Below are 13,904 nucleotides of genomic sequence, written 5' to 3'. Positions count from 1 at the left end.
GCGCGACGATGTCCTTCGTCGCCACCGTGACGCAGGACATTTTTTTCGTTTCCGCTTCCTCTACCGGTACGGAGCGCGCATGCGGCAAGTCATCTTGATTCATGCACACAGGGACGTCGCGCAGCTCAACGCGCTGGTGGCGCAGCTGCTCGACGACGACTTTCTGATCTACGTCAACGTCGACGCCAAGTCGGCCATCGACATTACCGCGCTGCATCCGGCGCTGCGGCTGGTGCATCCGCGCATCGACATTCACTGGGGGCGCTTCAGCCAGGTCGAAGCCACCTTGCACTCGATGCGCCAGGTGCTGGCCGAAGCCGGCGCCTTCGATAAACTCGTGTTCATCAGTGCCCAGGACGCGCCGCTGCTGCCGAACCGCCGCCTCAAGCACGAACTGGCGGCGCTGCGCGGACGCGAGCTGCTCGATTGCGTGCCGGTTGGACCGCACGGCTGGTCGTGCGCCGCGCGCTACCAGTACTTTTACGGCGGCGCCGGCGTGGCCGCGCTGGCCGGCCGCGCCGCCAACCGCGCGATGCGCACCTTGCGCCTGCGCCGCCGCATGGTGCACGGCTGGCAGCCGTGGGCAGGATCATCGTGGTGGGCGCTGTCGCGCGGCTGCGTCGAAGCGATCATCGCGCGCGTCGATGCCGATCCGGCGCTGGCGCGTTTCTTCCGCGGCGTCGACTGCCCCGACGAGATGTTCTTCCAGACGGTGGTGATGAATTCGCCGTTCCGCGAGCAGGTGCTGCACTATCACTTCCGCCATATCCAATGGGCTTCTGGCGCCGCCCGCAGCCCGAAGGTGCTCGACGCCGCCGACTTCGACGCCATCGCCGCTTCGCCCGCCCACTTCTGCCGCAAGCTCGATCCGGCCGCCAGCGCCGCGCTGCTGCCGATGCTCGCCGGCCTGCGCGCCAGCCGCGAGCGGATGTAGATCATGCGCATCGGCTTCATCCTGCGCGATCCGCTGCCGCCCACGCGGGCCGACGTACTGGCGCTGTTCGGCACCGAGATGCCGCGCTACGGCATCGCCACCGAGCTGGTAGGGCAGGGCGCCGCAAGCCACTGGGGCGCCGGCCGCATGCACGTGATGGGACGCGCCGATGGCGTGCTGGCCGCGGTCTTCAGCCCGTTCTGGGACGCGCTCGGCCTGTGGCGCGCCGGCCGCGTCGACTGCGTGCAGGTGCGCGACAAGGTCGCCAGCGGCCTGCTCGGGCGCGTCGCCGCAGCCTGGCTCGGCGTCCCGTTCATCTACTGGATGTCGTTCCCGATCGTCGAAGGCTTCGCCGAACGGCGCGACCAGATTGCCCGCCACGGCCGCGGCCTGCGCTGGGCCGCCCATGCGCTGCGCGCGGCGGTCTCGCGCCAGGTGATCTACCGGCTGGTGCTGCCCGGCGCGCGCCACATCTTCGTGCAGAGCGAGGCGATGGCGCACGCGCTCGCACAAAAGGGCGTCGCGCCGGCGCGCATGACGGCCGTGCCGATGGGCGTTGACGCGGCCCTGTTCGACCGCGCCGCCGTCACCCCGTCGTCCGACGCGCGCCTCGACGGGCGCCGCGTCATCGTCTACCTCGGGCGCATCGGCCAGGCGCGCCAGTCCGATTTCCTGCTCGACGTCGTCGACCTGCTGCGCGCCGGCCTGCCGGACGTGCTGCTGGTGATCGCCGGCGACGCCGCCTCGGCAGACGAAATGGCCTGGATGCGCCGCCAGGTCGCATCGCGCGCGCTGGGCGAACACGTGCTGCTGACCGGCTGGCTGGCGCAGCACGCCGCGCTCGGCTACGCGGTGCGCGCCGAAGTGGGCCTGTCGCCGATCCCGCGCGGCGCCCTGTTCGACGTCTCGTCGCCGACCAAGCTGGTCGAGTATCTGGCGCTCGGCATCGCCTGCGTCGCCAATGATATCCCCGACCAGCAGCTGGTCATCGAGCAAAGCGGGGCGGCGCTGTCGGCGCCGATGCAGGCGGCGCCGTTCAGCGCCGCGGTGCGCGCGCTGCTCGACGACTCGGCGCTGCGCGCCCGCCTGGCCGCCCGCGGCCCGGCGTGGGTGGCCGCCAACCGCAGCTACGACATCCTCGGCCGGGCGGTGGCCGCCACCTACCGGCGCGTGCTGGCATGAAGCCGCGCGCGCCGCGGGTACTGATGATCGGCACCGCGCCGGACGGCCGCGGCGGCGTCGCCTCGGTCATCGAGGTGCTGCGCGCCGGCGGCCTGTTCGAACGCGAATCGGTGCGCTACCTCGCCTCGCACCGCGCCGGCTCGCGTGGCGTCAAGGTAGCCGCCGCGCTGGCGGCGTTCTGGCACACCGCCCTGGCTTGCATGCGCGCGCGGCCGGCGGTGGTGCATGTCCACTGCGCCTCGCGCGGCAGCTTTGCGCGCAAGTCGCTGCTGCTGCTGATTGCCCGCGCCGCCGGCTGCCGCACCATCTTCCATCTGCACGGCGCCGAGTTCGACCTGTTCGCCGGCGCCGAATCGGGCAGGGCGCTGCGCTGGTGGATCCGCCGCACGCTCGAGCGCAGCTCGGTGGTCATCGCGCTGTCCGACAGCTGGGCTGCCTTCCTGCGAGGGTATGCGCCGGCTGCGCGCGTGGTGGTGGTGCCGAACTCGGTGCCGCTGCCGGCCGCGCTTGACCGCGCCGGCGAGCAATCCGGCCGCATCCTCTTCCTCGGCCGCGCCGATGCCGGCAAGGGCGTCTACGAACTGCTGGCGGCGGTGGCGGCGCTGGCGCCGGCCTTGCCGCAGCTGCACTTGGTGATCGGCGGCGTCGGCGAACTCGACGCGCTGCGCCGGCGCGCCATCGACCTTGGCATCGACGCGCACGTGTCGCTGCCCGGCTGGCTCGACGCCGCCGCCAGGGCGAACGAGCTGGCGCGCGCGCAGGTGTTCTGCCTGCCGTCGCACGCTGAAGGCCTGCCGATGGCGATGCTCGAAGCGATGGCGGCGGCCAAGGCGGTGGTGGCAACCACCGTCGGCGGCATCCCGGAGGCGATTACCTATGGCGCCAACGGCCTGCTGATCGCGCCCGGCGACGTGCCGGCACTGACCGCCGCGCTCAAAGCGCTGCTGGCAGATGGTGCGCTGCGCCAGCAATTAGGCGACAACGCGCGCGCCACCATCGCCCGGCGCTTCAGTACCGATGCGGCGATGGCGGCGTTGGCGGCGCTGTACCGCGAGCTGGATCGATGACGCCGGCCCGCGCGTTATGGATGGTCAACCGGCTGCGCTGCATGCAGCCGGCCGAACTTGGCTACCGCCTGCGCCAGGCCGGCGTCGCCATGCTGGAAAAGCGCGGCCTCCTTGGCACCGCGCGCGAAGACCTGGCGGCCACGCCGGCGAAGCTGGCCAGGCGCGCCGCGCCGCCGCTGGCGCCCGGCGAGGCCGATGCGCTGCTGCGCGCGGCCGACCGCATCTGCGCCGGCCACGTCGTGCTGTTCGCCGCCCGCGAGTACGACGTCGGCGCCAACCCCGAATGGAACCGCGACCCCGCCACCGGCGTGCTGGCGCCGGCCAGATTCAGCGGAGACATCGCCGTCACCGACCGCGCGCTGGTGGGCGACATCAAGCACCTGTGGGAGCTGAACCGCCACCTGCACCTGGCGCGTCTGGCGCAGGCCGCGCTGCTGGCCGACGATCCGGTCTACCTGCGCACGCTGGCCGCGCAACTGCGCGGCTGGCTCGACCAGTGCCCGCCGCTGGTCGGCCCCAACTGGACCAGCTCACTCGAGCTGGGCATCCGCCTGATCAACTGGAGCCTGGTGTGGCGCCTGCTGGGCGGCGACGCCAGTGCGCTGTTCGCCGGCGCCGAAGGCCAGCGCCTACGCGCCGACTGGCTGCACAGCATCCACGCGCATTGCGCCTGCATCGAGCGCCACCTGTCGCGCCATTCGTCGGCCAACAACCACCTGATCGGCGAACTGGCCGGCCTGCTGGTGGGCGCCGTCACCTGGCCATGCTGGCCCGCATCGCGGCGCTGGCGCGAGGTCGCCATCGCCGAACTCGAAACCGAGGCGCAGCGCCAGTTCTCGCCCGATGGCGTCAACCGCGAGCAGGCCTTCGCCTACCACGTCTTTAGTGCCGAATTCCTGTTCGTCGCCGCGCTGTGCGGGCCGACTTTTTCGGGCGCCTACTGGCGCGTGCTCGAACGCGCGCTGTGCTTCCTGCGCTCGGTGCGCGATGCCGGCGGCCACGTGCCGATGGTGGGCGACGCCGACGACGGCATCGTGCTTCGCCTCGGCGCCGATGGCGAGGACCGCGCGGCGCAGCTGCTGGCGCTCGGCGACGCCGCGTCCGACAGCGCTGGCGCGCGCTGGCTGCTGCACGCGTTCGGCGCCGCCAGGCCCGACCTCGGCGCGCGGCGATCCTGGGCCTTCCCGGACGGCGGCTACCTGCTGTTTGGCAGCCGCTTCGGCCAGGCGCGCGAAATTCTCGGCATGGTCGATTGCGGCCCGCTTGGGTACCTGGGCATCGCCGCCCACGGCCACTCCGACGCGCTGGCGCTCACCTTGTCGGTCGGCGCCGAGCCATGCCTGGTCGACCCCGGCACGTACTCGTACTGGCAGGAGCCGAAGTGGCGCGACTACTTCCGTGGCACCTGCGCCCACAACACGATGCGCGTCGACGGCGTCGACCAGTCGGTCAGCGGCGGGCGCTTCATGTGGACGCGCAAGGCCGCCGCCCGCATCGACAAGATGCCGCAGTCGCCCGGCCAGTTCGAGTTCAGCGGCTCGCACGACGGCTACCGGCGCCTGCGCGACCCGGTGCGCCACGCCCGCCACGTGCAGTTCGACGCCGCCGCGGCAACCCTGCTGGTGCGCGACGAACTGGTCGCCAGGAAACCTCATCGCATCGAGCAATTCTGGCATTTCGCCCCGGGAATCGACGTCGCGCTGGTCGCCGGCGGCGTGCGCGCGCGCGGCAAATCGTTCGAATTGCACTTGCAAGCGAGCGGATCTAACCTGGTGCTGGAACTAGTCAGGGGCTGCGAGAATCCACCATTGGGGTGGTACTCGCGCAGCTACGAAAGCCGGGAGCCATGTGATGTTCTCAAAATAACAACACAATCGGACGGGGTTCCGGTAGTGTGCCGGATTACAATTATGTTTTTCTAACGAACGCTGATGCTGAAGGTGTAAAGAATGCTTATCTATTTGGTTGCGGGCGCCAGGCCCAACTTCATGAAGATCGCCCCGATCGTACGCGCGCTCCAGGCGCAGCAGACGCTGTCGTTCAAGATCATCCACACCGGTCAGCACTATGACCGCGACATGAACGACGTCTTCTTCGAAGAGCTCGGCATTCCCCAGCCGGACCTGTTCATGGCCGCCGGCGGCGGCAGCCACGCCCAGCAGACCGCCAAGATCATGATCGGCTTCGAGGACCTGTGCGTCGCCGAGCGTCCGGCCGCGGTGCTGGTGGTGGGCGACGTCAATTCGACCCTGGCCTGCTCGATCGTCGCCAAAAAGCTCAACATTCCCGTCGCCCACGTCGAAGCCGGCCTGCGCAGCGGCGACATGACGATGCCCGAAGAAATCAACCGCCTCGTCACCGACAGCATCTCCGACTGGTTCTTCGTCACCGAGCCGGCCGCCGTTGGCCACCTCAAGCGCGAAGGCAAACCCGACTCGGCCATCCACTACGTCGGCCACGTGATGGTCGACAACGTGCTGTTCCAGGCCGACAAGCTGACCCGCGCCGACACGTCCGGCTTTGAGACTGCGGCGTTCAAGGCGGCGGCGACCGAAAATGGCGGCCGCTATGGCGTCGTCACCTTGCATCGCCCGAGCAACGTCGACGAAGCCGACAACTTTGCCCGCATCGCCGGCGCGCTCAAGGAAATCGCCGCCGACCTGCCGCTGATCTTCCCGGTGCACCCGCGCACCCGCGCCAACCTGGCAAAGTTCGGCATCGATTTGGGTCCCAACATCACGCTGGCCGGCCCGCAAGCCTACATGGCCTTCCTCAACTTATGGAAAGACGCGGCGGTGGTGCTCACCGACAGCGGCGGCCTGCAGGAAGAAACCACCGCGCTCGGCGTGCCGTGCGTGACGATCCGCGAAAACACCGAGCGCCCGGTCACGGTCGACGAAGGCTCGAACGTGCTCGCCGGCACCGACCCGGTCAAGATCCTGGCCGAGACGCGCAAAGTGCTGCGCGGCGAAGGCAAGCAGGGCAAGCGCCCGCACCTGTGGGACGGCAAGGCGGCCGAGCGCATCGTTGCCATCCTGACGCGCGAACTGGCGTAAGCCATTCAAAAATGGCCGAGCGGATCACCATGATGGGCTGTCAGATCGACAATCTGTCGATGGAGGACACGCTCGCCACGATCGAAGGCTTCATCCGCTCCGGCCTGCCGCACCAGCATGTGGTGGTCAATGTCGACAAGCTCGTCAAGGCCAGCCGCGACGAACAGCTGCGCCGCATCATCAACGAGTGCGCGCTGATCAACGCCGACGGCATGCCGGTGGTGTGGGCCTCGCGCCTGCTCGGCAAACCCCTCAAGGAGCGCGTCGCCGGCGTCGACCTGTTCGAAGCGCTGATGGCGCGCGCGGCCGGCAAGGGCTGGCGTGTGTTTCTGCTCGGCGCGCGCGAAGACGTGGTGCAGGCGGTGCGCGAGACGTACCTGCGCAAGTATCCGCAGCTGGCCATTGCCGGCGTGCGCAACGGCTACTGGAACGGCGAACAGGAAGAAGCGGCCGTCGTCGAGCAGATCCGCGCCAGCGGCGCCGACCTGCTGTTCGTGGCGATCAGCTCGCCAAAAAAGGAACAGTTCCTCGGCCGCTACCAGGCGGCCATGAAGATTCCGTTCGCCATGGGCGTTGGTGGCACCTTCGACGTTGCCATCGGCAAGGTCAAGCGCGCGCCGCGCTGGATGCAGAAAGCGGGCCTGGAATGGTTCTTCCGCTTCCTGCAAGAACCGCGGCGCATGTTCCGCCGCTATTTTATCGACGACATGGCCTTCATCTGGCTGCTGATCAAGGAAGCGGCGCGGCGCTGAGCGCGGCGCCGTCCATCACACTTTAGAAAGCGACTCATTCAATGGATATTCTGGTTACTGGCGGCATGGGATACATTGGTTCCCACACCTGCGTCGAACTGCTCAACGCCGGCCACAACGTGGTCATCCTCGACAACCTGAGCAACGCCGACCGCGGCGTGCAAGAGCGCATCGAGAAAATCTCCGGCAAGCCGGTCGGCTTCGTCGAGGCCGACATCCGCGACCGCGCCGCCGTCGAAGCGGCCTTCAACATGCACAACATCGACGCGGTGATCCACTTCGCCGGCCTGAAGGCGGTCGGCGAATCGGTCGCTCAGCCGCTGCGCTACTACGACAACAACGTCACCGGCAGCATCGTGCTGTTCGAAACGATGCAAAAGTTCGGCGTCACCACGCTCGTGTTCAGTTCATCGGCGACGGTGTACGGCGACCCGGCTTCGGTGCCGATCACCGAAGACTTTCCGCTGTCGGCCACCAACGCGTACGGGCGCAGCAAGCTGATGATCGAGGAAATGCTGCGCGACGTCTCGCGCGCCGAACCGACCTGGCGCATCGCACTGCTGCGCTACTTCAACCCGGTCGGCGCCCACGAGAGCGGCCTGATCGGCGAAGAGCCGCAGGGCATCCCGAACAACCTTGTGCCGTTCATCGCCCAGGTCGCCACCGGCCATCGCGAGCTGCTGTCGGTGTACGGCGGCGACTGGCCGACGCCGGACGGCACCGGCATGCGCGATTACATCCACGTCGTCGACCTCGCACTCGGCCACGTCAAGACGCTCGACAAGCTGGCGACATCCGTTGGGGTAGTTACGTACAATCTTGGCACGGGGCGCGGCAATAGCGTGCTGGAAATGGTGCGCGCATTCGAGCAGGCCAGCGGCAAGAAGGTCCCTTACCAGATCGTCGCGCGGCGCCCTGGCGACATCGCCAAGTGCTATGCCGACCCGGCGCGCGCCAGCGCCGAGCTGGGCTGGACGGCGACGCGCGACATTTCCCAGATGTGCGCCGATTCCTGGCGCTATCAGACCACGCCAAAAGAATAAACGACACGAGGACGATTATGAAAGCCATGATTCTGGCGGCAGGCAAGGGCACGCGGGTGCGCCCGCTGACCTACGATGTACCGAAACCGATGATTCCGTTGTTGGGCAAGCCGGTGATGGCCTACCTGGTCGAGCACCTGGCCAAGTACGGCGTGACCGACATCATGGTCAACGTCAGCTACCTGCACGACAAGATCGAGGACTATTTCGGCGAGGGCGACCAGTTCGGCGTGCGGATCGGCTATTCGTTCGAAGGCTACACCAAGGACGACGGCGAAGTGGTGCCGATGCCGATCGGCTCGGCCGGCGGCATGAAGAAGATCCAGGAGTTCGGCGGCTTCTTCGACCAGACCACGATCGTGCTGTGCGGCGACGCCCTGATCGACCTCGACCTGACGGCGGCGCTGTTCGAGCACAAGCAAAAGGGCGCAATGGCGTCGGTCATCACGCGAGAAGTACCGTGGGACAAGGTGTCGAGCTACGGCGTCGTCGTCAGCGACGCCGACGGGCGCATCACCGAGTTCCAGGAAAAACCGGACCAGGCCGACGCCCGCTCGAACTTCATCAGCACCGGCATCTACATCTTCGAGCCGGCAGTGATCGACCTGATTCCGCCCGGCGTGCCGTTCGACATCGGCTCCGAATTGTTCCCGCTGCTGGCCGAGCGCGGCCTGCCGTTCTACGCCCAGCGCCGCCCGTTCAACTGGCTCGACATCGGCACCATGTCGGACTATTGGGAAGTGCTGCAAAACGTGCTGACGGGCGAAGTGGCGCACATGGACATGCCCGGCACCCAGATCCGCGAGGGAGTCTGGGCCGGCCTCAATACCAGCATCGACTGGGACGGCACCACGATCGAGGGACCGGTGTATATCGGCTCGGGCACGCGCATCGAAGCGGGCGCTCACATCGTCGGGCCGACCTGGATCGGCCATGGCAGCCACATCTGTGAAGGCGCGGAGGTGGTGCGCAGCGTGTTGTTTGAGTATACTCGGCTGTTACCCGACGTTAGCTTGCATGAAATGATCGTTTTCAAGGAATACAGCGTCGACCGAGCCGGTGAGATGAAGCACGTGTCCGATTACGCTTCCGAAGAATGGGTCAACGCGCGCGACCGTCGCAACCGCCGCCGCCGCAAGGAAGGCGCCCCCGCTACCAGCCAACAAGAGAAAGAACGCCAATGAAAATCTATCCAGTCATCCTGTCCGGCGGCGCCGGCACCCGCCTGTGGCCGTTGTCGCGCGCGGTGCTGCCCAAGCAGCTGTTGCCGCTGGTGTCGGACAAGACCATGCTGCAGGAAACCGCGCTGCGGGTGGCGGACTGGCCTGAACTGATGGCGCCGGTGGTGGTGTGCGGCAACGAGCACCGCTTCCTCGTCGCCGAGCAGATGCGTGAAATTGGCGTCGCCCCGCTCGGCATCCTGCTCGAGCCGAGCGGCCGCAACACGGCGCCGGCGGTGGCCGCCGCCGCCCACTTCCTGATGCGCATGGATCCGCAGGCAGTAATGCTGGTGCTGCCGGCCGACCACGTCATCGAGAACCGCGACGCCTTCGCCGCCGCGGTCGCCCGCGCCGCCGCGATGGTCGAGGAGGGCGCGCTGGCCACCTTCGGCATCGTGCCGCAGGGACCGGAAACCGGCTACGGCTACATCCACCGCGCCGGCGCCGTCGACGGCTCCGACGGCTGTTACCAGGTCGACCGCTTCGTCGAAAAGCCGAACCGCGCCACCGCCCTGGAATTCCTGCGCGACGGCGGCTACTACTGGAACAGCGGCATGTTCCTGTTCAAGGCCGAGCGCTACCTGGCCGAGCTGACCGTGTTCTGCCCGGAAATCGCCGCCGCCAGCGAAGCATCGGTGCGCCTCGGCTACAGCGACCTCGATTTCTGCCGGCTGCATGAAGACTCGTTCAACGCCTGTCCGTCCGACTCGATCGACTATGCGGTGATGGAGCGCACCGAGCACGCCGTGGTGGTGCCGGCCGATATCGGCTGGAGCGACGTCGGCTCGTGGTCGGCGCTGTGGGACGTGCAGAAGCACGACGCCGAAGGCAACAGCCAGCGCGGCGACGTCTACCTCGATGGCGTGTCCAATTCGCTGGTGCGCGCCGAGAGCCGCATCGTCGCCGTGGTCGGCGTGCAGGACCTGATCGTCGTCGAAACGCCGGACGCGGTGCTGGTCGTGCACAAGGACCACGTGCAGCGCGTCAAGCAGGTGGTCGATCACCTGAAACTCAACGAGCGCACCGAGCACCTGCACCACACCAAGGTGTACCGCCCGTGGGGCCACTACGAGGGCATCGACGCCGGCGACCGCTTCCAGGTCAAGCGCATCACCGTCAAGCCGGGCGAAAAACTGTCGCTGCAGATGCACCATCACCGCGCCGAGCACTGGGTCGTCGTCAGCGGCACCGCGCGCGTGACGTGCGGCGAGTCGATCAAGCTGCTGTCGGAAAATGAATCGACCTACATCCCGATCGGCATGAACCACCGGCTGGAGAACCCGGGCAAGCTGCCGCTGCATATCATCGAGGTGCAGTCGGGCAGTTATCTCGGCGAGGATGACATCGTGCGCTTCGAGGATATCTACCAGCGCGCCTGACCTGGCGCCGGCATCAAACGAAAAAGGGGGCTGCGGCCTCCTTTTTTGCGCCCGCGGCAAGCGAACTCGGCCGTATTGAGCCGAACGGACTAATCATTGGTCATCATGTTGTCACCGAGTCCACATACTATCAATTTTGCCTATAACCAATGCTTTTTGCTAACATACGCGCTTGCATGGCAATACCAGTTTCGCAACTCGATTCGTAACCTCCACCGACCAGGACAGTTCAATGAAAAAGCCCGTTGCATCGATTAATTCCCCCGGCCAGCTGACCGTGCTGGCCGCTTTGCTGGCTGGTCTGTGCGCGCCGGCGCTGGCCGCCGACTCCGGCGCCAAGGTCGTGATCAGCCAGGTGTACGGCGGCGGCGGCAACGCCGGGGCAACGTACCGCAACGATTTCATCGAGCTGTTCAATCGCAGTAACGAGGACGTGTCACTGTCCGGCTGGAGCGTGCAATATGCATCCAGCACGGGCACCAGCTGGACCAACCGCACCAACCTGAACGCGGTGACACTGAAGCCGGGCCAGTACTACCTGGTCGGCGAAGCATCGCAGGCTGCCGTCGGCGGCACGACGCCGGTACCTGACCAGATTGGCACCATCGCGATGTCCGGCTCGGCCGGCAAGGTGGCACTGGTGAACAGCACCACGGTGCTGACCGGCGCCAGTCCAACCGGCACCATGGTGCTTGACCTGGTCGGTTACGGTACTGCAACCAACGGTTTCGAAGGCAGCGGTCCTGCCGGCACGCTCAGCAATACGGCATCGGCCAGCCGCCTCGCTGCTGGCTGTACCGACGAGAACAACAACGCCGGCGACTTCACCGTCGGCGCCGTTGCCCCGCGCAACAGCGGCACCATCGCCGCCTGCGGCACTGTCATCACGCCGCCGCCGACCGAAGCGCCGATCGTGGCCAGCTGCCCGGCATTCTCGGTGCAGCGCGGCGTCGGCGGTTCCGGTCCGCTCAGCGCAAGCGATGAGGACAGTATTGTCAATGGCGCCACCATCACCAGCGGCGCCGTCAGCGGCATCTCGCTCGGCGCCGTCAGCGCTGCCGCCGGCGACAACCAGTCCGCCTCGGTCAGCCTGAATGTCGCCTCGACAGTGGCGAACGGTAGCTACCCGGTCGGCGTCACCTTTGCCAACAACGAAAACCAGACGGCCACGTGCAACGTCACTGTGACGGTGCAAGCGGCAACCGTCGCCAACCCGACGATCATGGATATCCAGGGTTCGGGCGCGACCAGCCCTTACGCCAACACCGTGCAGACGATCGAAGGCGTACTGACCTACAAGTTCCCTGGCACGGGCACCGGCTTCTTCCTCCAGCACCAGACTGGCGACGGCAACCCGGAGACAGCCGACGGCATCATGATCTACGCGGCCACCACCACTGCGGCAGTCGGCGACGTGGTGCGCGTGACCGGCACCGTGCTCGAGTACAAGCCAGCCGGCCAGCCGTTCAGCTATACCGAAATTACGAATGTCAGCGCAATCACCCGCGTTGGCGCAGGCACGCCGATCCAGCCGACCAACGTCACCATGCCGATGGATCTGGGCAGGGTGCAGGGCATGCTGGTGCGCTTCTCGCAGTCGCTCGTCATCAACTCGGTCGCCTCGCTCGGCAACCGCGGTGAAATCACGCTCGCTTCGGTGCGCCGCGAAACCCCGACCAACCGCTATCGTCCAGGCACTCCGGAAGCGATCGCGCTGGCCGTGGCCAACACGATCGACCAGATCGTGCTCGACGACGGCATCTTCGTGCAGCCGAACCCGATTCCGTTCATCGGCGCCGACAGCACCGTGCGTGCCGGCGACACCGTCGAAAACGTCGTCGGCGTGGTCGATTTCGGTTCGATCGGCAATCAGGACAATGCCTACAAACTGCAGGTCGCTTCGGTGGACGGCGTTGAAATCGTGCGCCGCAATCCGCGTACCGGCCCGCCGGCCGTGGGCGCCGGCAACGTGCGCGTGGCCAGCGCCAACGTGCTCAACTTCTTCACCACGTTCACCAATGGCACCACCATCTTCGGCACCACCGGGCAGAGCTGCTACCCGACCGCCAGCACCAGCGCCAGTACGTCGAACTGCCGCGGCGCCGATAATCTGACCGAATTCAACCGTCAGCGCGACAAGATCGTCAACGAACTGGTGACCCTCGATGCCGACGTCGTTGGCCTGATGGAGATCCAGAACAACGAGAACGTCGCGGTCAACTATCTGGTCGACCAGATGAATGCAAAGACCGGCTTCACCACCTACGCCTCCGTGGCGTTGCCGCCTGCAAGGGGCACGGACGCGATCCGCGTGGCGATGATCTACAAGCCGAACGTGGTGACCCCGGTCGGCGCGCCGATGTCCGATGGCGATGCCGTCAACAACCGTGCACCGCTGGCGCAGACCTTCAAGGCCAACAACAACGGCGGCAAGTTCTCCGTCATCGTCAATCACCTGAAGTCGAAGGGCAGCTGCGGTTCCGGCGCCAATGCCGACCTCGGCGACGGCCAGGCTTGCCACAACGCCACCCGCGTCGCGCAGGCGCAGCGCCTGGCCACGTACTTCATCCCTGAAGTGAAGCGGGTTTCCGGCGACGACGACGTGCTGGTCATCGGCGACATGAACGCCCACGGCTTCGAAGACCCGATCCACGTGCTCACCAGCACTGGCATGGTCAATGAACTGGAGCGCTTCGGCCGCCCGAACGGCGTGGTCTACTCGTACAACTTCGACAGCCTCAGCGCCTACCTCGACCATGCGTTGGCGTCGCCGTCGCTCGATGCCCAGGTCGTAGGCGCCACCGAATGGCACAACAACTCGGACGAGCCAAGCATCATCGACTACAACCTCGAGAGCAAGCCGCAGGACCTGTATGTCAACAACGCGTACCGCGCGTCGGACCATGACCCGGTCCTGGTCAGCCTGAACTTGGTGGGCAGCTTCGCCGATGTGACGTCGAGCTTCTCGGTCACCCGCTCGTCGTTCGTGCTGAACCGCGCGACCGGCCTGTACAACGGCACTTACTCGTTCACCAACAAGGGCGCCACGCCAGTGACCGGCCCGTTCAATGTCGAGATCGCGGGCCTGCCGGCCGGCGTCACCCTCACCAACGCGAGCGGTCAACGGATTGGCGTGCCGTACATCACCGCTGGCGCCGCCTCGGTAGCGCCTGGCGCGACCGTCACTCTGACGCTGACACTGAGCAACCCGGCAAAAGTTGGCATCAACTACGCTGCAACGATTTACTCTGGAACTTTCTAAGGATAACCA

The 13,904-nt window shown here is 66.8% G+C and carries 10 protein-coding genes; all 10 read left to right on the top strand.

Annotation, left to right across the window (positions count from 1 at the left end; all coding sequences use genetic code 11):
• The first annotated feature begins 79 nt into the window (after nt 1-79).
• The 10 genes from CR105_RS12755 to CR105_RS12710 all read left to right on the top strand — a co-directional run bounded on the left by CR105_RS12755 (nt 80) and on the right by CR105_RS12710 (nt 13,895).
• Entirely contained in the window at nt 80-934 is an 855-nt protein-coding gene (locus tag CR105_RS12755; protein ID WP_099788831.1) for a beta-1,6-N-acetylglucosaminyltransferase, read from the top strand.
• A gap of 3 nt (nt 935-937) precedes the next feature.
• Complete coding sequence (locus CR105_RS12750; protein WP_099788830.1) at nt 938-2,116, top strand: glycosyltransferase; 1,179 nt, start codon at nt 938-940, stop codon at nt 2,114-2,116.
• A complete protein-coding gene (locus tag CR105_RS12745) occupies nt 2,113-3,183 on the top strand; it encodes a glycosyltransferase (RefSeq protein ID WP_229413910.1) in 1,071 nt (356 codons plus the stop codon). The genes CR105_RS12750 and CR105_RS12745 overlap by 4 nt, the downstream gene beginning before the upstream one ends.
• Nucleotides 3,180-5,105 (top strand): heparinase II/III family protein, encoded by a 1,926-nt coding sequence (locus tag CR105_RS12740; protein WP_099788829.1) that lies wholly within the window; start codon nt 3,180-3,182, stop codon nt 5,103-5,105. The genes CR105_RS12745 and CR105_RS12740 overlap by 4 nt, the downstream gene beginning before the upstream one ends.
• Before the next feature lie 27 nt (nt 5,106-5,132).
• Entirely contained in the window at nt 5,133-6,239 is a 1,107-nt protein-coding gene (gene wecB / locus CR105_RS12735) for a non-hydrolyzing UDP-N-acetylglucosamine 2-epimerase (protein WP_099788828.1), read from the top strand.
• Nucleotides 6,240-6,268: 29 nt separating this feature from the next.
• Nucleotides 6,269-6,991, top strand: coding sequence for a WecB/TagA/CpsF family glycosyltransferase (locus tag CR105_RS12730; protein ID WP_307189623.1), 723 nt, complete (start codon nt 6,269-6,271; stop codon nt 6,989-6,991).
• Between the two features lie 41 nt (nt 6,992-7,032).
• Nucleotides 7,033-8,034, top strand: a complete 1,002-nt coding sequence (gene galE / locus CR105_RS12725) for a UDP-glucose 4-epimerase GalE (protein ID WP_099788826.1) — start codon at nt 7,033-7,035, stop codon at nt 8,032-8,034.
• 17 nt (nt 8,035-8,051) lie between these two features.
• Nucleotides 8,052-9,218: a nucleotidyltransferase family protein gene (locus tag CR105_RS12720; protein WP_099788825.1), complete on the top strand. Its 1,167-nt coding sequence runs from the start codon at nt 8,052-8,054 to the stop codon at nt 9,216-9,218.
• Nucleotides 9,215-10,633 carry a mannose-1-phosphate guanylyltransferase/mannose-6-phosphate isomerase gene (locus CR105_RS12715; protein WP_099788824.1) on the top strand — a complete coding sequence of 473 codons (1,419 nt, stop codon included), beginning with the start codon at nt 9,215-9,217 and terminating at the stop codon, nt 10,631-10,633. Before CR105_RS12720 ends, CR105_RS12715 begins: the two co-directional genes overlap by 4 nt.
• A 232-nt stretch (nt 10,634-10,865) precedes the next feature.
• On the top strand, nt 10,866-13,895 hold the full coding sequence (locus CR105_RS12710) for an ExeM/NucH family extracellular endonuclease (protein ID WP_099788823.1): 3,030 nt from the start codon (nt 10,866-10,868) through the stop codon (nt 13,893-13,895).
• Nucleotides 13,896-13,904 lie beyond the last annotated feature (9 nt).

This window comes from Massilia eurypsychrophila, assembly GCF_002760655.1.
Lineage (GTDB): Bacteria > Pseudomonadota > Gammaproteobacteria > Burkholderiales > Burkholderiaceae_D > JAFCUW01.
This window is presented reverse-complemented; position numbering and strand designations above follow the sequence as displayed.